This window comes from Psychrobacter sp. LV10R520-6 (assembly GCF_900182925.1).
Taxonomy (GTDB): Bacteria; Pseudomonadota; Gammaproteobacteria; order Pseudomonadales; family Moraxellaceae; genus Psychrobacter.
On record NZ_LT900024.1, the window covers coordinates 2532810 to 2553102 of the forward strand.

The window sequence follows — 20293 nt, forward strand, 5'->3', positions numbered from 1 at the left end:
CGATAGTATGAGTTTTCGAATAGAACGATTAGAGTCGTTCTGCCTACGTCAATTACACTGCCACTTATACTCCTTTTTTTAACCATCTACTAAGACTGATTTTAGAGAATCGTAACCAATTATGAGGCGATTCATGACGAGATTTTGCGAGCGAATGTGAGTGTTATTTTTGAGCTATATGCTCAAATGAAGCGTACCGCGACGGCTCAAGCACACAATATGGCAGAGTACGTTATAATCAATAAGTAAGTCTAGTAATGACCTCATATAATCTTACCGTCGTAAGTGACTTTGTATAAAAACAATAACAATAGGCTGCCCTTATGGCGATGAATATCCTGCTAACCATTCATTTTATATTCCTGCTACTCATCTCTTTACGAGTGTTAGCGCGCCACGATTTGACCTCATCGGCACGGCTAGCATGGCTGGTGGTGCTATTTGTGCTGCCTTATATGGGCGTGCTGGTCTATTGGATGTTCGGTGAGATACATTTGGGCCGTCATTTTGCACGTAAGCATCACGAGATTATTAATAAATTGCATACGCACAATCCTGAAGTGCTCGGCAGTGACGCGGCGTTGACGGATAATATTCAACCAGAATACCAAGCGGCTTTTGCCTATTCGGCTGCGGTTACTGGCTTTCAGACCACAGTAGGCAATCAAGCTGAGCTGATGGCGGATGCTGCTGAAACTCAGGCGCGGATGATTGCAGATTTTGATGCGGCGACCGACCATATTCATGTGCTGTATTATATTTGGCTGATCGATGGAATGGGTATTGATACCGCGCAGGCGCTAATACGTGCCGCCAAACGTGGTGTCATTTGCCGAGCGATGGTTGATGGTATGGGCTCGCGTAAAATGGTGGGTTCTAAAATATGGCAGGAGATGAAAGATGCTGGTGTGCAAGTCAGTGTGACATTGCCGATTCGCAACCTTATAAAGGTGTTATTGTTTAGTCGTATTGATCTGCGCAATCACCGCAAAATTACGGTTATCGATGGTAAGATTGGCTATTGCGGCAGTCGCAATTGCGCCGATCCTGAGTTTCGCGTCAAGCCGAAGTACGCGCCGTGGGTAGATATTATGCTGCGAGTTGAAGGACCAGTAGTCGCACAAAACCAAATGCTATTTGCTAGCGACTGGCTGACTGAGAACCCTGACACGCCTAAAGAAAGCTTTTATTACGATACCGAAGAAAAGCCTGATGGCTTTGCTGCGCAAGTATTTTCTGACGGCCCAACCCAACGCAGCGGTGCAACCCCGCAGTTCTTAAGCACGCTTATCAGTCAGGCTCAGCATACTCTAATTATCTCAACTCCGTATTTTGTCCCTGACTATACTTTGGTAAATACATTATGTGCGACTGCTTATCGCGGCGTTAAGGTCACGATGATTTTCCCTAAAAATAACGACTCTTTGATAGTGGCGGCCACCAGTCACAGTTATTATTGGCAACTGCTTGAATCTGGAGTCAAAATTTATGAGTATAAGCCAGGCTTGCTACATGCTAAGACTTTGACCATTGATGGTGAAATCAGTTTAATCGGCTCGACCAACTTAGACTTGCGTAGCTTTGATTTGAACTATGAAAATAATGTAGTGATGAGCGATAAAGCCTTAACCGCTGATATTATTGAGCGGCAATATCAATATATCGCAGACTCCGATGAAGTGCAGCGTGAGCAGGTCGAAAACTGGTCGCTACCCTATAAAATCTGGAACAATATCATCGCCACTATGGGGCCCGTCCTATAGTCAGAACCATACGCTATTTATCAGCCGTTTTTTGCAAAACATAAACTACGAATTTTGCCTCAGTCACAAACGGCTCAGTCTCAGCACTTGCTAGCAGTGCTTGCCGACTCTCAGCACGAGCGCGATAAGCATAAGGCGTCATAGTTAATAAATCAGCTAACGCCTCGGCTGACAAGCTCAACTGGGAGCTAATATGATACGTGTCTATTAGCGTAAAATACGGCGCTAAAGTAGGTAAAAATTTCTCAGAATCATGCTCACGCACGCTATCAAATAACGCCTCGCGTACAGTTGTTAAATGTCCCATGTCCGGCTTAGCAATGACTAAATAGCCACCCTCTTGTAAGACATTAGCAAATGCTTCCGGCAAAATTGGACTAAAAATACTGCTGATACCGATCATGCTATGCGCGCGTAGTGGTAAATGCGCTGCACTGGTCACCAGCGGGTAAATGGCAGCCGTCTTAATTGAGTCTTTTACTTCCTCAACGTCTTGCTGATACCACAAACGATTTACAGCCTTGCTAGCTTTAGCCAGCTCAATCAGCGCCGGCTTACTAATATCAGCAGCTATTAATTCATCAATGCCCACGCTTACTTCTGTGCCAATTTGCGCCATTGCTTGGGTGTAATACCCTTCTCCGCAACCAATATCTAGCCAGCGTATTTCGGGCCTATCGTTTTTATCATGTTCATCATCATTAGTTGCTGTTTTATCTTGCGCCAATAATTGCTCCATTTGCTGACAAATAAGCGTTTGCAACGGTTGATAATATCCCCCCGCCAAAAACCGTTGCCGCGCTGCGATAGAGTCCTGACTGTCGCCGGGGTTTTTAGATTTCTTTTGTTGTACGGGCAATAGATTGACATAGCCTTGCCGCGCCACATCAAACGGATGGCAGGTTTGCTTAGGGTGCAAGCTACCATCACAGTGCCAAGTATCCGCTGCTGGCTGTAGTGGCGACTGACAAATAGGACAAATAAATAAGGACACAAGCATCTCAAAGTCATACAAATATGGATAACATTTTAGCAAAATTTGCGTTCAGCAAGTGACAAAAGAAACGCTAAAAAGAGCGACAAAAAAGCCACCTCAGTACTGACCGAGATGGCTTTTTTAATAATAAATATTTTAATAACAAATATAATGAACGGAGTTTGGTCTTAACGCAGTTTTAGCGTCATCAGCCCCAGTATCACCAGTATGATGGCAATAATCCAAAATCTCACGACCACTTGGGTTTCTTTCCAACCAATCTCTTCAAAATGATGATGTAGCGGTGCCATACGAAAGACGCGTTTTTTACGTAGCTTATACGAGCCTACTTGTAGCATGACCGATACCGCTTCAGCGACAAACAGCCCACCCATAATGGCAAAAGCAATCTCTTGGCGGGTCATTACCGCAATAGTACCGAGCATCGCGCCTAGTGCCAATGCCCCGACATCGCCCATAAATACTTGGGCGGGATGAGCATTAAACCATAAGAACCCGAGACCGGCGCCAACCATAGCGCCGCAAACAATAATCACCTCAGAATTATAAGCAATATAAGGCACATGCAAATATTCAGCAAATCTTACGTCACCCGACACATAAGCCATTGCGCCCAAACCTGCCGCTACCAAGACCACAGGTAAAATAGCCAAGCCATCTAAACCATCGGTTAAGTTGACCGCATTGGAGGCGCCATTAATCACAAAATAGGTAAAGATAATAAAACCGATACCAAAAGGGACTGCCGAGAATGGAATCATCCAGTCTTTAAAGATGGGCAGTAATAAATCCTGCATCTCGCGGGTAGTATTGATATCAGGCTGTAGGGTGGCGATATAATATAAAGATATCCCTACGAATAATGCACCCATTGATAGCCAAAAGTACTTTTTTCGGGCGATTAATCCTTTAGGATCTTTGTATTTAATCTTTAGCCAATCATCTGCCCAACCTACTGCACCAAAGATAATCATCACAATGAGCAGAATCCAAACGTAGGGATTACCAAGCCGTGCCCACAGTAAGGTCGATACCCCGATAGCGCTTAGAATTAACACCCCGCCCATAGTAGGCGTGCCCGTTTTGACAAGATGCGATTGTGGGCCATCACTGCGAATAGCCTGTCCGTATCTAAGCGCGCGCAAATGTCGAATGACCCGCCCGCCTAAAAACATACTAAAAACAAGCGCAGTAATGACCGCCAGTAACGCCCGTAACGTCAACGAAGAAACCGCAGAAAACGGCGTATAGTACTGACCCAACCATTCAAACAACCAAACTAACACCGCCTACTCCTTTACTAACGCATCAATAAGTGTTTCCATTTCCATGGAACGAGAGCCTTTGAACAACACGGTACAAGGCTGTGCTTGCTGCGCCTGCAAATACGACTGTAAATACTGTAATAAACTGTCTTTATCCTCAAAAGCATGGGCCGTGATACCACCAATCTCATTCGCGCCCGCCACACTATAGGTGGCATGCTCGCCAACACAAAGCAGTGCATCAATGCCAGTACCAGCAATAGTGCGGCCTAAACTTTGGTGTTCGCTCACAGCGGCATCGCCTAACTCCGCAATGTCACCCAATACCATCACTTGAATACCCGTTTGCGCCGCCAATACTTTGGCTGCTGCCCGTACCGAGTGTGGATTGGCATTATAAGTGTCATCGATAAGACGATGTAACCCCAGCATTTGGCTGTTTAAACGGCCTTTCGCCGGACGCGCATTTTCAAGTCCAATGACAATATCTTCAATATTAATATCCAATGCATAAGCACAAGCAGCAGCAGCAAGGGCGTTATTCACATTGTGCTCGCCTGCCAGCGGTAAATTAATATTATGGACATCGGTGCCAATATGTAGTTTAAACTCACTGCGCTCAGGCTCAACGTCAAGGTGGCTGGCACTCACCTCGGTGTTACCAAACCCAATCACGTGCGGCGTGTGGGTTTCAGCAATCCGGCGCAACTGATTGGTAAAATCATCTTTATCAGGAACAATCGCAAATTGGGTATCATTTAAGGTATGGTAAATTTCCGCCTTAGTCTGACAAATACCCTCGCGGCTACCAAACTCTCCTAAATGTGCCGTACCGATATTTAGAATACAGGCCACATCAGGGCGGACAATCTCAGTGGTATAGGCAATCTCGCCGATATGGTTGGCCCCCAGCTCTAATATGGCATAACGATGATGGTCGGACAGCTCAAGGAGCATCATCGGCACGCCTAAATCATTATTTAGGTTGCCCCGAGTGATGAGCGTTGGTGCTAAACGCCCAAAGATACTGCCAAGCATTTCTTTACAAGTGGTCTTACCACTAGAACCAGTGATAGCAATAACGGTCAAATCTTTATGCTGCTTACGACGATAAGCGGCCAGTTGTCCTAATGCCAAGCGGGTATCACTAACGACTAATTGCGGGATTTGGTTGCCAATAGCCGTCGAAATCGGACGTGATACGATAGCCGCTATTGCGCCTTGGGCAGCAGCGATATTGATATAATCGTGTCCATCGAAGTTATCTCCACTCAATGCCAAAAAGATATCGCCCGTTTTGACAGTGCGGGTATCGGTAGCGATACGATTGCTAGTAACGCCGTTATCTTTATCTGTCTGTCCTTCGGGTAGCTGCCAATGTCCATCTAGTGCCGCAGTCGCCGCCAGCAAATTATCAGCTTGCCAGACGTAAAGTCCTTGCGACTGAATGGTGTTATTGTTGTCAGCTGTCATAATAATTACCTTTTATGGTGGCTATTTTATATTTTCTTATTTAACTAAATGCTGACTGTTAAATTGAGCCGCTAGCGATTAGACAAGTAAATTATTTATAGGGCTACAGCTCGTTATAGAGCCTGCTGCAAGGCTTGTTGTAGCGCCTGTTTCAAGATAACGCTGTCATCAAAGTCATGACGCACGCCATTAATTTCTTGGTAGGTTTCGTGCCCCTTGCCAGCGATAACCACAATATCATCAGGATTGGCATGAGCAACCGCATATTCAATCGCCTTTTGGCGAGCCGGCTCAATATGGGTACGCTGATATTGCTCAGCGCTCATGCCCGCTTGCATGTCTTTTAAAATGATACTCGGATCTTCGGTGCGCGGATTGTCCGCCGTTAATATGACTTGATCCGCACCTGATAATCCTGCCTGCGCCATTAATGGCCGCTTTCCTGCATCGCGATCTCCGCCGCAACCAAACACTGCCCATAGCTTGCCGTGACAATGCGTTCTAAGACTGTCAAGTACTTGCACCAAAGCATCAGGAGTATGAGCATAATCAACGATAAAACAACCCTCTGTTGACGGTACTCGCTGCATACGCCCGTTGGCACCTTGTAGCTGCGGCACCACTGCTGCAATGCGCTCAAGACTTATCCCTAACGCCACCGTTGCCGCAATCGCTGCCAATAGATTTGCCACATTAAAACGACCAAGTAGCGGGCTGACAATATTAATATCGCTACGCTTCTTATCATCAAGCTCAGTATCAAAGGTACTACGTAGATCAATCTCCACGCCTTGTAAGCTGGGCTCAATAGTGGACGCTATAAAAGTCGCGTCTGACATCGCATCTAAACTATACGTCCATACGATTAAGCCGCTGGCGTGCGCGGTATCGAGCATTATTTGCGCATGCTCATCATCACTGTTAATAATAGCGTGAGTCAAAGTTGGAAAGTATTTTTTGTCAAATAGCTTGGCTTTGGCGGCAACATATTCTGCCATATCGGCATGATAATCCAGGTGATCACGGCTCAGATTGGTATAAACAGCGACGGTGACTGGCATGCCTTGCAAGCGCTGCTGATCCAGTCCGTGCGAGCTGGCTTCAAGCGCCAGTAAATCTGCGCCTTCTTCACCCATTTGATATAAAAACTGCTGTACCGCTAACGCATCACCAGTAGTATGGCTGGCCTGAATCAGCGCACCCAATTTACCATTGCCCGCCGTCCCCATAATCGCGCTGCTCATCCCTACTAATTGCACTAATTGTGCTACCAGTTGGCTGATGGTCGTTTTTCCGTTAGTGCCCGTAACTGCCACCACTGTTGGTAAAGTAGCCGGCTGCTTATATTGCAAATACGCTTGGATTAAGTCACCTAAAAAGTCCCGGATATTGGCCACGTATAATACCGGACAAGGCAGAGATGCGAGTTGCTGCTGCGCTGAAGACTGGTTGTTAGTGGCAAGCCGATCATCGTTAATTTGAGTATCGCTAAGCTGAATGTTAGCATTTGGCGGAACGTTAGCTGGGGTAAGCAGCGCTATAGGATCGATTTCTGACAAGATAAAAGCGGCTTTTTCAGTGGCCTGTAATAAATAATCGCGACTTTTTTGACAGTTTGGTGTCTGACTTTTTAACAATATAAATACATCATTAGCAGCGACTTGGCGACTGTCTAAATGAAATTGCTGAAAGGGGATACTTTCGACCGAATTTGGATTGCCTACTGCCTGTATCATCGCTACCAATGGCTGCTGTAGCCTAGGGTTACTGGCGTTGGCTTCAATAAGCTGCTGCAAGGTAACAGTAACGCTGCTTGGCGATGAGGCGGGCGTGGTCATGGGCAAGTCCTAGACATATAAAAATGAACGATGGTTTGAAAGTTAAACAGTAGGAAGCTAAAGTGAATCCAATAGAGTGAACTAACGCCATACTGTTTAACGTCTACTCTTCTTCGGTCTGTAATGGCTTATCTAAAGGCACGTTATATAAACGTAACGCCTCTTTCATAACATTATGAAATACGGGTGCTGCGGTCAGCCCCGCATAAATCTGTCCGCGTGGATCTTCAATTAAGATGACACCCACTAATTTTGGGTTGGACGCTGGCGCCATACCAACAAAGATGTTGCGATACTGATCGGTATGATAGCCACCGTCGGGGTTAATCCGGCGTGACGTCCCAGTTTTACCAGCCACGCGATAACCATCAATAGCCGCCGCTTTAGCCGTTCCACCTTGCTCGGTGACTGCCTCTAACATTTGTACGATCGACATCGCTTGTTCCTGTGCCATAATCCGCTTACTTGGCAATACTTTGTCGTTCTTGATCAAGCTTAATGGGTGCATTATCCCGCCGGCTGCCAGTGCCGAATAAGCCTGTGCCACCTGTGCAAGCGTCACTTGTATACCATAACCATAACTGACAGTCGCCCGCCGTGCGGTCTCTTTTTCTTTAGGAGTAACCACTAAGCCACTGCCCTCACCCGGGAACTGTAGTGGGGTTTTTGTCCCAAAGCCAAATTGCTTTTGCATATTGGTAATCGCATCAGGCGGTAAGGATAGTGCAATTTTAGTAGCGGCGACGTTACTTGATTTTTGCAGTAGCGTTGCAAGATTAATTATCCCTAGATTATCATGGTCGCGGATAGTGTAGCCTCTGACGCGAATAGAGCCAGGATTGGTATCAATCAAAGATGTCGAGGTGTATTTACCTGATTCTAAGGCAGCGGCAACGGTAAAGGGCTTCATTACCGAACCGGGCTCAAAGACATCAAGTACTGCGCGATTACGCTGGTTTTCACCCGTCATCTCATTGAGATTATTAGAGTTAAAAGACGGCCATGTGGATAACGCCAGCACCTCGCCCGTTTGCACATCCACTACCATCCCCGTGGCCCAGCGTGCTTGTTGCAGACGCCCTGCTTTTTCCAACTCTTTATAGAGTAAATACTGTAAGCGTGAGTCAATAGTTAGCGCCACGTCTTGTCCGGCTATTTCCGGCTCAAGCTGTTTGATTTCTTTTAAGCTGTTTTGCTTGGCATCTTTTAATACCAAAACTTTACCATCGTCACCGGCCAGCGCTTTTTCATATTGGCGCTCAATACCGGCACGCCCTTCGTAGCCGCCCTCAGGATCATTAGCATTTTGTCCCATAAAACCCAACAACTGCGAGTTAGGCTGCGGCTGCGGATAGTAGCGTTGAAAGAAGTTCTTTTCATATACGCCTGGGAAGTCCAGCGAGCTGACACTTTGAGCAATCTCAGGGGTAACTTTATTAAGTAGCGGTAGATAATGGGAACCTGCACCCGATGGCAACGCCGCTTTTACCGCTTCTTCATCGGTGACATCGATACTGTCATCGAGAGCGGTGGCTTTTTGTAATTCAGTCACCGCTATATTGGCTGCTGCCGCGAGCGTGATCAAATCCATATTATTAAGGCGCTTTTGCATGCGCGCTTGCAGCTGCGGGCTTTCAGGATTGGTGAGCTTGACCCGTTTAAGTTCATAATATTCACGCGCATAATCATGCGGGCTAAAAGACACGGTTGCTAACGGTGCACTGACCGCTAGTGGCAGCTTATTGCGATCGGTAATCATACCGCGATAAGACTTTTGCGTACGCACGCTGGTGATCAGCTCGTCACCCTTATCCTGATAGAACTGAGCATTGGCCACTTGTACATAATAAGCGCGCGATATCAGGAGCGCCAACATAATGATGGCAACGCCCCAAACGGTACGGAAACGGTTTTTATCATTTTCAAAGCCGCCGCGCGATGAGGCACCAGAAGCTCTATTAAAAGCGATTTTTTTACGGTTTTTGACACTGGTATACGCGCCTTGTTTCTCGCTCTTTTTTAGGCGACCAAACAGCGTAGTAGAGCGTTTTTTTGGACTGTTTTTTGAAGAATCAGCTTTTGAGGAATTAGATTTTGTATTTTTAGCAGTAGCAGACTGACTATCTGCTTGAGCAGACTTAGCAGTGCTAGCGCGGCGTAAAGGTTTAATTACCTTACCACTGGCTGGTTTTTTGTTAGTGTTTTTTGCTGAGCTTTTGTCGTTAGTTGAGCTGGGCTTTTTATCACTCATCGTCCGGCCTCCATTACTGCGGAGTCAGTTGCAGAAGTCTCAGTTGCCGAGCTATTAGTTGAAAAGGCCTCAGGTTCAGCTATGGCCACACCCGGCTGAATAATTAGCTTATCTTTAAGAGTGGGCGTATACATACTTAGCTCAGCGACCGCGCGGCTGGCTATCTGCGGGGTGGCACTAAAGGTTTGCTGCTCAATCAAAAGACGTTGGTGCTCAACTTGCAGCTTGCGTTCTTGTTTTTTCATATCTTGTAAGGTTTTATAGTCCTGATGATATTGTTGAACGCCTTCGGCAGTTTTGACTCCGCTCCACACAATGGCGGCTGCTAGTAGTAATAACACCACCACATAAATACTCACCACCCCAAAACGCCGGGCGAATAATTCTCCGACATCGGTAGTATTGGTCGATCCACTGTTGCGACGGTTTGCAGCTTGGTCAGATATTGCCATGACGATCTCAGAAAAATAAACTTAAATATAAAAGAGGGATTAGGGTTACAGTTTTTAAACGACCTACTTCCCACCAAAACCATCAATAAAAAACACTCACTATAGTCAGAACTAAATAAAACGGATACACATATGGTTTTGGATAACTGGCAAAAATTTTTCTAGCTTGCTGTGTGACTGCGTCACTCCAGAGGCTTCGAAAATTTCTTCCAGCTATCCTGTATCTGTTTTAAAGCAGCTTAGCTATAGTGCATAACAGCCGCAAAGGCTTGCTATTAATGCAAGCACCAAAAATTCAAACAAAAATGCAACTGCTGAGCCTAGCAGACAATATTTACAGCTTTTTAACAGTTGCGTAGTCATTACTACATTAACATCAATTCAGTATGCAAAATGCCTGCTAATAACGGTTGATATTTGCGCCGTACTGACTGTTCACGATGAAGCAGACGTTTTCAGCTATCTATCATTTTCAACTAGGTGATTTTTTCAACTAGCTGCTGTTGTTAATGAGAGGCTGGTTGATACTCTGTATCCGTACGAGTTGCGGTCCGTAACCACGCACTACGCGAGCGCGGGTTGCCCGCTACTTCCGCTTTACTGGGGCCAATGCGTTTGGGCTTACTAAAGTAACGCGGACGGTTCGGTGGCATCGGTGATTGCTCATCTTCAGGATATTGACCTTTACTATGGCGTTGCAGAAATTGCTTAATACGCCGATCCTCTAACGAATGAAAGCTAATCACGGCCAGCTGCCCGCCAGCTTTAATAATAGGAAGGCTTTGCTCTAAAAAGCTATCAACATCACCAAGCTCATTATTAATAAAAATACGCATGGCTTGGAAACTTTGAGTGGCAGGGTGCTTGCCTCTTTGCCAATTAGGATGCGCAACCTTAATAACTTCTGCCAGCTCTAAGGTAGAAGTATAACGGCTCATCTCTTTAATCGCCCGCGCAATCCGGCGACTGTGACGCTCCTCACCAAATTCGTATAATACATTGGCTAAGGTTTCATCATCGACCTGCTCAAGCCATTCAGCAACGGATTGACCGCGAGTGGTATCCATGCGCATGTCTATCGCGCCATCACGCATAAAGCTAAAACCGCGACTGCCATCGTCAATCTGCGGCGAGGAAACGCCCAAATCCGCCATTAGCCCATCCACTTGCGTGATACCCATCGCCGCTAAGCTGTCGGTTAAATTGGCAAAGCTATCATGAATAACATGCACGCGGCTGTCTTTGCTTGCCAACTCGTGGGCAACGGTAATGGCCGTTGGGTCTTTATCGATAACGATAAGCTGTGCATCATCAGCCAACTGTGATAATAACAATCGGCTATGACCGCCGCGCCCAAAGGTTGCATCGACATAGACACCGCTAGCTTGCAGGCTATTTTGACCATCTGGGTCATTTTCTGGTAACGATTTGACGCCTAGCACTGCGGCAATCGCTTCTGGTAATAATACCGCATCATGCACGAAGCTTAATTCGTCGGGCGTGGTAGGGTCTTGAATAGATGAATTATCCATAGTAGAAGATTCATCCGGCATAGCGGAAGGATCTGCGACAGATGAAGAACTGGCTTTCGAATTTGGCTTAGTCTTCGACTTAGAATTTGGTTTAAACTTTGATAGCGACACAAACAACTCAATAAATGACGACCAATGAGGCCATTAATAGTAAAAAATTAGATAAAAATAAACAAGTTAGGACTTACCTAACATTATTATCGCAAGGATACATCTGTAGTCAAGCACCATCTGGCCTTTTCAGCAAAAATATTACTTATCCCTGTTATAATAGCGCTATATTTTACGCTATATGGCACTATAACGGCTCCTTTTCCTTATATTTTTTATCTGACGCTTTTTAATTAACAATAATTATTTTGAGACCATTATGACTCCAACCACAGCTTCTGCTAATAATAGTACCCACAATACCCGTCCTGTACGTACTCGAATTGCCCCCTCGCCTACTGGTTTCCCTCATGTGGGCACTGCTTATATCGCGCTATTTAATTTAGCTTTTGCCAAAGCGCATGGCGGCGAATTTATTTTACGCATCGAAGACACCGACCAAGTCCGATCTACTGAGCAATCTGAACAAATGATTTTGGATGCACTACGCTGGGTAGGCCTTGATTGGGCGGAAGGTCCTGACGTCGGTGGCCCACATGCCCCGTATCGTCAAAGTGAACGCGCTGATATTTATAAAAATCATGCACAGCAGCTATTAGATAGCGATCATGCGTTTCGCTGTTTTTGTACCAGCGAGGAGCTAGACGCCATGCGCGCTGAGCAAATGGCCAATGGCGAAAGCCCTCGTTATGATGGCCGCTATGCTAATTTGTCACGTGAAGAATCCGATAAAATGGTCGCCGATGGCATGCCGTATGTGATTCGTATGCGCGTACCCTCTGAAGGCGTTTGCCGTGTTGAAGACATGCTACGCGGAACAGTTGAGATTCCTTGGGCGCAAGTTGATATGCAAGTATTGCTCAAAACTGATGGCTTGCCGACTTATCACCTTGCCAACGTCGTCGATGACCATTTAATGAAAATCAGCCACGTATTGCGCGGTGAAGAATGGCTCAACTCTGCACCCAAACATCAATTGCTCTATGAATATTTTGGCTGGGAAATGCCAGTGCTGTGCCACATGCCCCTACTACGTAACCCTGATAAATCCAAACTGTCTAAACGTAAAAATCCTACCTCTATCACTTACTACCGTGATGCTGGCGTGTTACCTGAAGCCTTACTCAACTATTTAGGTCGTATGGGTTATTCTATGCCTGATGAGGCCGAACAGTTTACTTTAGAAGAAATGATCGCCAGTTTTGATATTCAGCGGGTCTCCCTAGGCGGCCCTATCTTTGATATTGAAAAGCTGAACTGGCTGAATGCGGAATGGTTACGTGCTTTGACGCCAGAAGAGCTGAAAAATAAAATTCTTGCATGGGCAAATGATAGCGATAAATTGACCGCTATGGCTGCAGCCATTCAACCACGTATTGAGCTACTCTCCGATGCAGTTAATTGGGGAGCCTTTTATTTCCAAAACCTACCCAATGTCACGGCTGAAAGCTTTACTCATAAATCGCTGACTCCTGAACAAATTATGGAAATGTTGCAACTGACTATTTGGCAGCTTGAAGCGCTACCCACTTGGTCTGAAGAAAACATCTATGCGACTATAAAAGGTCTCTCTGCTGAACTCGATATCAAAATGCGCGACTTTATTGCGCCCTTCTTTATCGCTATTGCAGGTAGCACGTCATCGACGCCAGTGATGAACTCTATGGCTATTATTGGTGCGGATATGACGCTTATACGTCTGCGTCATGGTGTTAACGTGCTTGGCGGCTTGGGTAAAAAGAAGCTTAAAAAATTAGAGAAACAAGCGGCTGACTTGCCAGACTTTTTAGCTGCTGATGATGATGAGAACCGTTAAAAATTTTGTTCTTGAAAAAGCCACTTTAATTTTAGGTTCGCAAGAGAAATTCTTTAAGTAGGATTTCCCACAGAATTTATTAAAAAAAATCAGGTCAGGCTATCCTTGACCTGTCTTACGTTAAAAATGATATTTTACTGAACTTATCGATTGGAAATGAATATGGCAGCTAAGACCGTCACTATAGAAAATAAAGACTATATTTTTTCAACTCAAAAGGAGGCGCAGCAATATTATAATAGGATAGTAAAAGAACTTTATGATACTGAGCTCACTCTTGCAAATGGACAGGATTTTGAAGATTTAAAGTGGATATATACCGCTTACTGTGGTTATATCCACTACCAGTTAGATCGATTAGAAAATACTGACATTATTGGTTTTAAAGGGGTAAAAACTGTACGGCAAAATAGTGGCCAATACATTCCCACTGAGTGTTGTGCCGTCGTTTTTTCTGATGGGACTGAAGAAGAGTTTTTTATAGATAAAGCCATTAAAGAAATTGCCATTAAGCAAAACCCACGATAGTTCGTACTAGTGATTCAAGTGAAACCGCTTTAAACGCCTCTTTTAGAAAATTTATTGCGTATTTACTAAAATAGCGGTTGACAACCCTTCTCTACTTACCTAAAATACGCACACTCTTAGCGAGGGGCTATAGCTCAGTTGGTAGAGCACTTGCATGGCATGCAAGGGGTCAACGGTTCGACTCCGTTTAGCTCCACCACGCTATTTATGGTAAAGTGCAGCACTACTAAGCTTTATTATAAGTACCTTGCTAATAGTACAGCATCACCTAGGCACCGCTTATTTTTAAGCAATCTGATGTTGTTGATTACCGTTATAGCACTATGAACTATAGTATCTATAACAACTCTATGCGTCCCCATCGTCTAGAGGCCTAGGACACCGCCCTTTCACGGCGGTAACGGGGGTTCGAACCCCCCTGGGGACGCCACTATTCGGCGTCACTTATTAGCACTTTTGCGAAGTTGCATAAGATTAGACTGATAAGCGTAGCATCAAAAAGCCCAATCATCGCGATTGGGCTTTTTTCCGTCTGTCTTTTATGATAGCTGGCTTGTAATGGCTTTTTACAATAGATGTCTAAGACGTTTCGTTGACTATAAAAATTTTCTCTAGTAAGAATATCTCCTATTAGACTAACGAAAAAATTACGTGAACTTACATTAACCCGTTTCATTGACATAGTGTAACGCCTTTATACACAATGTTAGCGTTTTCCTACTTAAAAGTATTATTAATTCATCGCTTTATTTCTTATCATGTTGTTGTATTTATTGAACTTATAAGTAGTCTTACAGAAATTATTTATAAGATCTGAATTAAACAGCTTATATCATACTGAGAAAAAGCTATCAAAATAATTTACTATTAAGGAATGTCTATGTCACCTACCTATTCGCTTCAACGTCGTCCATCGTGGCGCGGTGTGCTAGCAGGTCTCGTCATGGGACTGATAGTTGTCATGGCGATGATTGCCCTTGCTCTGGTTCTCAGCTCATTTTTACCTTTCGATCTAAAAGGTACTAGTATTGCCGCTGGTATTTATGCAGCAATTACTGCAATAGTCAGTGCTTTTGTGGCAGGCTATTTTGCGATTAAGTTTTCAGCGCCTGAAGCATTATTCGGCGATGGTACAGATATTGATCCAAAAGATGCCAGCTTAACTGGTATGTTAACTGCTGCATTGATCGTGTTACTGACTACATTTTTTGCTATGAGCAGTGCCACTAGTATTTTAGCAACCGCAGGTAATGCTGTTGGTGGTACGGTTAGTACTGTAGCTAAAACCACAGCAGCTACAGCGTCAGCAGTAGGCACAGCAGCGGCATCTGTGCCAGAAGGCACTGTACAACAAGTGCAACAACAAGCGCAGGAAGTTTACCAAAAAGTATCTGGTGAAATTAGCCAAGAAGACGTACGCGAAATGATTGCTAAGAACACGCAGAATTTAAATGAACAACAGCTTGAAGCCAGTGGTAATGTGCTTTATGAGATGGTAAATAGCACGCAAAACGAAGTTGCCGATATGGACTTTACCAGCATCGATACATGGCGCAACATTGATGACTATGCTAAACAGCGCATGGCATCTATCGAACAAACCTTACAAGGTCCTGAGCTTATTACTCGCTTAGAATCAGAAGGCCTAACTGAAGCACAAGCTATCGAAGTTCGTAGTGAAGTTACTCAGTCATTTAATGAATACAAAATGCAAACTGAGCAATATATCGCTCAAGCTCAACAAACCGTTGATCAAAGTCTAGACCAAGCTGAAGATGTTGCTCGTAAAGCAGCTTTATATACTGGTTTATTCTGGTTAATCAGTGCATTGCTAACCTTTATCGCTAGTACCTTTGGTGCTAAAAGTGCAGCAGCGAACTATCGTTTAGATAAGCCTATCGTAACTCTAGGCGACAACGTTAAATAAGCAGCAATATTGAATAAAAAATGATGTTAAACATATCTCTAAAACAGAAAGCCCAATCGTAAAGATTGGGCTTTTTTGTGCTTGTTTCTATTGGCACAAGCTGTTTATTTAACGAGGCAAATCGATACCACTTGGGAATGGTGTCACCACTTAGCAAAAGGATCAACGGTGTTAAATTTTTTATGGGCAAGTCATTTGATAAACGAGCTTAATTAATGGACCAGTTTTTTTAAAGATAAATTTAAAGATAAGTACGTGCCAACCAATATCACCACTGAGCCAATGATTGCCCCTATATCCAATGCTTCACCAAGTAACACATAACCGAAGAATATCGCAAAAATAGGAATGACTAAGGTAATGCTGGTCGCCCGCATAGCGCCAATATTTTTAATAAGTCGGTTCATAAAAATTAATGCGATAGCCGTCGAAAACACCCCAATACAAATCACAGATAACCAAGCTTTAAGACTAATACTTTTGCCATACGGAAATTCATACACGGCAATGGGTAGCATGACCAAGCTGGCAATGATTAGCGAGCCCGCTGTGATCGCAATCGGCGAAAGGTCTTCTAAATAGTTTCTGGTGATATTGGCCCCTGTCGCATAACCAACACAGGCCAATAAGGCGTAACCCATTGGCAGCAACCCTGTACCTAGATCTAAAATTTGTCCTTGCTCGTCAAATAAGCGCTCACTCATTAAAATACCGACCCCAACCACGCCAATGATCAACCCTAAGGTTTGTTTCTTAGCCAGTTTATCGTTGAAAAACTTACTGGCGATAAACCCACTCATCATGGGGACGGAGGCATTAATCACCGCCAATACACCCGCATTCACTGACTGTGCTGAGAAAGAAAATAGCACAAATGGAATGGCAGCGGAGAATAAACCGACTACTGCCAGCACTTTGAAATTTTCACGAATACCTTCTCGACTTTTTGGATATAGCACCACAAAAATAAGCATGGTTAGCCCAGCAAATACCACACGCAAGCTTGCAAAGGCCAACGAGCCAAACTCAGGCACACCCACTCGGTAAAATATAAAAGATAGCGACCACATAAAGGACAGCGTAAAAAAGATGATAAGGTCGCGTCTGGTCATTTGTTAACTCGATTTTGATGTTTAGACTGCTTTAGCTAAGTCGTTAAAAATATCGTGATGATAACTTTTTAATGGCTTTAGGGGTGGGGTTTTTATGTGTTTATAGGCAACCACACTATAAACATTCAATCACCCAATAAAAAACCCCAACATGACGTTGAGGTTTTATTTAATTAAAGATTTTAGAAATTAAGCAGCGTCTTTACTTTCACTGGCAAGCTGGCGCAGTACATAGTGCAATACACCGCCATGACGGACGTATTCGCGCTCTTTTGGCGTCTGTAGCACTACATTGACCTCAAAAGTCTCTGTTGAGCCATCAGCGCGTGTGGCAGTAACGGTAGCCATCTCACTCTCGCCATTGTTAAGCCCTGTGATACTCAACACTTCTGAGCCATCAAGGTTATGAGATTGCGCACTCTCGCCATCTTTAAAGGTTAAGGGCAGTACACCCATTCCCACAAGATTAGAGCGGTGAATACGCTCAAACGAACCGGTAAGTACCGCTTTTACACCCAGTAGAATCGTACCTTTGGCAGCCCAGTCACGGCTAGAGCCAGAACCATATTCTTCACCGCCGAGAACGACCAGCGTACGACCTTCTTCTTTATACTTCATCGCCGCATCATAAATAGGCAACTGCTCGCCATCTTTGAGGGTCGCTTTGTCCCCTTTGAGGTAATAAGTATAACCACCCTCTTTACCATCCATCATCAAGTTTTTGATACGGATGTTGGCAAAGGTACCTCGGGTCATGACCGCATCATTACCACGGCGTGAGCCATAGCTGTTAAAGTCAGCTTCCATCACTCCGCGACCTTTTAAGTACTTACCAGCCGGTGAATCTGCATCAATGTTGCCCGCAGGTGAGATATGATCGGTAGTGATAGAATCACCGAACAAGCCCAATATGCGTGCATTCTCAATGTCAGGGATACCTTGTGGTTCCATGGTCATATCATCAAAGAACGGTGGGTTCTTAATGTAAGTTGATTCCTCACTCCATGGATATAGCTGGCTGTCTGAAGACGAAATAGAATTCCACTCATCACTACCGTCGAACACTTCACCGTAGTTTTTATGGAACATCTCAGCGTTAATATTATTAGCGATGAGCTCTTCAATTTCTTGCGACGTCGGCCAGATGTCTTTTAAGAAGACATCATTGCCCTCTTGGTCTTGTCCAAGCGGATGGGATGTCATATCAATATCAACGGTACCTGCCAGCGCATATGCCACTACTAATGGCGGCGAGGCCAAATAGTTGGCTTTTACATGCGAGTGAATACGACCTTCGAAGTTACGATTACCTGATAGTACAGCGGCGGCGACCAAATCATTGTCTTCAATGCCTTTTTCTATGCTCTCAAGCAGGGGTCCTGAGTTGCCGATACAAGTAGTACAGCCATAACCGACCAGATAGAAGCCAATCTTTTCCAGCTCGGTCATCAGCTTGGTTTTTTCAAGATAATCGGTCACTACCTTCGAGCCGGGCGCCAGTGAAGTCTTGACCCATGGCTTAGCTTTGAGTCCTTTAGCCGCTGCATTTCTAGCAACCAGTCCTGCCCCGATCATTACTGCTGGATTGGAGGTATTGGTACAAGAGGTAATCGCCGCAATCACTACAGCCCCGTCACGCAACTTGTACTGTTCATCGTTGATATCGACGATAGTACAGAAATTACCCTCATCAGCACAGAAAGCATCAGGCTTAGCCGCTAATGTTTTGGCCTGCACCTGCTCACCGCCTTCTTCATCAAAGCGATCTTTAGCTTTGACTTCAGCTTTACGATCTTTAGTCATGGTCTCTAAAGTTTTGCCAAAGCTCTTGTGCATATCAGACAAAGCAATACGTTGATGCGGTAGCTTAGGTCCAGCAAGTGATGGTTCAACGGTGGTTAAGTCAAGATGCAATTTGCTCGAATAAGTCGCATGCGGCGTATCCGCATCGTGCCATAAACCTTGCGCTTTGGCGTATTTTTCGACCAGCTCAATTTGGACTTCATCGCGACCTGATAAGCGCAAATAATCAATCGATATTTGGTCAATAGGGAAAATACCACAAGTAGCGCCATATTCTGGCGACATATTGGCAATAGTCGCCCGATCAGCAAGCGGCATGTTGTGCAGACCTTCACCGTAGAATTCAACGAACTTACCGACTACGCCGTGAGCACGCAGCATCTCAACCACACGCAACACCAAGTCAGTTGCAGTAACGCCTTCAGTGAGCTTGCCGGTCATCTCAAAACCAACCACTTGTGGAATGAGCATTGATGACGGTTGCCCTAGCATCGCCGCTTCCGCTTCAATACCGCCAACACCCCAACCGAGTACACCGATACCATTAATCATGGTGGTGTGACTGTCGGTACCAAAAACCGTATCAGGATAAGCGGTCAGCTCAGTGCCATTTTCGCCCTCAACTTCAGCGGCCATCACCACCCGTGCTAAATATTCTAAGTTGACTTGATGGACGATACCAGTGGCAGGTGGTACCACCACAAAATTTTCAAAAGCCTGTCTACCCCAATGCAGGAATTCATAACGCTCGTTATTACGCTCAAATTCAATCTTTTTATTCAAATCAAGCGCATCTTCGCGACCATAAACATCAACTTGTACCGAGTGATCAACGACCAATTCACTAGGGATAAACGGGTTAATTTGCTCCGCTTTACCGCCGAGCTTGACCACCGCATCCCGCATAGCGGCCAAATCTACTACTGAGGGTACCCCGGTAAAATCTTGTAGCACCACACGAGCCGGCATAAAGGCAATCTCTTGTGATGGCGCAGCAGCAGCGTCCCAGTTAGCAACGGCTTCAATATGGTTTTTGCCTACCGATTGGCCACCATCTTCTTTGCGCAGCAAGTTTTCAAGCACAATTTTCATGCAAAACGGCAGAGTATTAATATTGTCATAGGTTTTGGTCAGTTCAGGCAAACTATAGTAGGCATAATCCTTGCCATCGACCGAGAGGGTGTCTTTTACGTTGAAAATATCACTCATGGTAGCTTCCTTATCTATATTCTAGGGGGTTGTGGATTTATTGTTATTACAGGTGGCTAAGAAGGTTAAAAAAAATTAAATGACTTATTCATAGCTTTATTAACAAATAATTATAAGTATAAGTATAAACATACTAATTAACAGTAACGCCCCTTTACCATAACAAATAACCCTACACTTTAATTAACAGTAACGCCCCTTTACCATAACAAATAA

The 20293-nt window shown here is 44.7% G+C and carries 13 protein-coding genes and 2 tRNA genes; 6 read left to right on the forward strand and 9 right to left on the reverse strand.

The annotated features are described in order from the left end of the window. Positions 1–323 precede the first annotated feature (323 nt). Positions 324–1763, forward strand: coding sequence for a cardiolipin synthase (gene cls / locus U1P77_RS10545; RefSeq protein ID WP_321154953.1), 1440 nt, complete (start codon positions 324–326; stop codon positions 1761–1763). 13 nt (positions 1764–1776) lie between these two features. Here cls and U1P77_RS10550 read toward each other — a convergent pair whose 3' ends face one another. The 7 genes from U1P77_RS10550 to rsmH all read right to left on the reverse strand — a co-directional run bounded on the left by U1P77_RS10550 (position 1777) and on the right by rsmH (position 11571). Further along, on the reverse strand, positions 1777–2763 hold the full coding sequence (locus U1P77_RS10550; protein ID WP_321154954.1) for a putative RNA methyltransferase: 987 nt from the start codon (positions 2761–2763) through the stop codon (positions 1777–1779). Positions 2764–2927: 164 nt separating this feature from the next. Next, positions 2928–4046, reverse strand: coding sequence for a phospho-N-acetylmuramoyl-pentapeptide-transferase (gene mraY / locus U1P77_RS10555; RefSeq protein WP_201558173.1), 1119 nt, complete (start codon positions 4044–4046; stop codon positions 2928–2930). 3 nt (positions 4047–4049) lie between these two features. Then, positions 4050–5498 carry a UDP-N-acetylmuramoyl-tripeptide--D-alanyl-D-alanine ligase gene (locus U1P77_RS10560; protein WP_321154955.1) on the reverse strand — a complete coding sequence of 483 codons (1449 nt, stop codon included), beginning with the start codon at positions 5496–5498 and terminating at the stop codon, positions 4050–4052. Between the two features lie 113 nt (positions 5499–5611). Continuing rightward, positions 5612–7336, reverse strand: a complete 1725-nt coding sequence (locus U1P77_RS10565; RefSeq protein ID WP_321154956.1) for a UDP-N-acetylmuramoyl-L-alanyl-D-glutamate--2,6-diaminopimelate ligase — start codon at positions 7334–7336, stop codon at positions 5612–5614. A gap of 103 nt (positions 7337–7439) precedes the next feature. Then, entirely contained in the window at positions 7440–9587 is a 2148-nt protein-coding gene (locus U1P77_RS10570; RefSeq protein WP_321154957.1) for a peptidoglycan D,D-transpeptidase FtsI family protein, read from the reverse strand. Then, entirely contained in the window at positions 9584–10039 is a 456-nt protein-coding gene (locus U1P77_RS10575) for a cell division protein FtsL (protein ID WP_321154958.1), read from the reverse strand. Before U1P77_RS10575 ends, U1P77_RS10570 begins: the two co-directional genes overlap by 4 nt. Positions 10040–10545: 506 nt before the next feature. Beyond that, positions 10546–11571, reverse strand: a complete 1026-nt coding sequence (rsmH, locus tag U1P77_RS10580; RefSeq protein WP_321156679.1) for a 16S rRNA (cytosine(1402)-N(4))-methyltransferase RsmH — start codon at positions 11569–11571, stop codon at positions 10546–10548. A gap of 370 nt (positions 11572–11941) precedes the next feature. Here rsmH and gltX point away from each other — a divergent pair, with 370 nt between their 5' ends. The 5 genes from gltX to U1P77_RS10605 all read left to right on the forward strand — a co-directional run bounded on the left by gltX (position 11942) and on the right by U1P77_RS10605 (position 15953). Beyond that, a complete protein-coding gene (gene gltX, locus U1P77_RS10585) occupies positions 11942–13498 on the forward strand; it encodes a glutamate--tRNA ligase (protein ID WP_321154959.1) in 1557 nt (518 codons plus the stop codon). 162 nt (positions 13499–13660) lie between these two features. Beyond that, positions 13661–14026 carry a hypothetical protein gene (locus U1P77_RS10590; RefSeq protein ID WP_321154960.1) on the forward strand — a complete coding sequence of 122 codons (366 nt, stop codon included), beginning with the start codon at positions 13661–13663 and terminating at the stop codon, positions 14024–14026. 123 nt (positions 14027–14149) lie between these two features. Continuing rightward, positions 14150–14225, forward strand: a tRNA-Ala gene (locus U1P77_RS10595). 155 nt (positions 14226–14380) lie between these two features. Further along, positions 14381–14456, forward strand: a tRNA-Glu gene (locus U1P77_RS10600). Positions 14457–14906: 450 nt separating this feature from the next. Next, positions 14907–15953, forward strand: a complete 1047-nt coding sequence (locus U1P77_RS10605; RefSeq protein WP_321154961.1) for a hypothetical protein — start codon at positions 14907–14909, stop codon at positions 15951–15953. 212 nt (positions 15954–16165) lie between these two features. On the opposite strand, the gene U1P77_RS10610 is transcribed toward U1P77_RS10605, so the two are convergent. Together U1P77_RS10610 and acnA are read right to left on the reverse strand one after the other, a co-directional pair. After that, positions 16166–17065: a DMT family transporter gene (locus tag U1P77_RS10610; RefSeq protein WP_321154962.1), complete on the reverse strand. Its 900-nt coding sequence runs from the start codon at positions 17063–17065 to the stop codon at positions 16166–16168. 189 nt (positions 17066–17254) lie between these two features. Next, on the reverse strand, positions 17255–20077 hold the full coding sequence (acnA, locus tag U1P77_RS10615; RefSeq protein ID WP_321154963.1) for an aconitate hydratase AcnA: 2823 nt from the start codon (positions 20075–20077) through the stop codon (positions 17255–17257). Positions 20078–20293 lie beyond the last annotated feature (216 nt).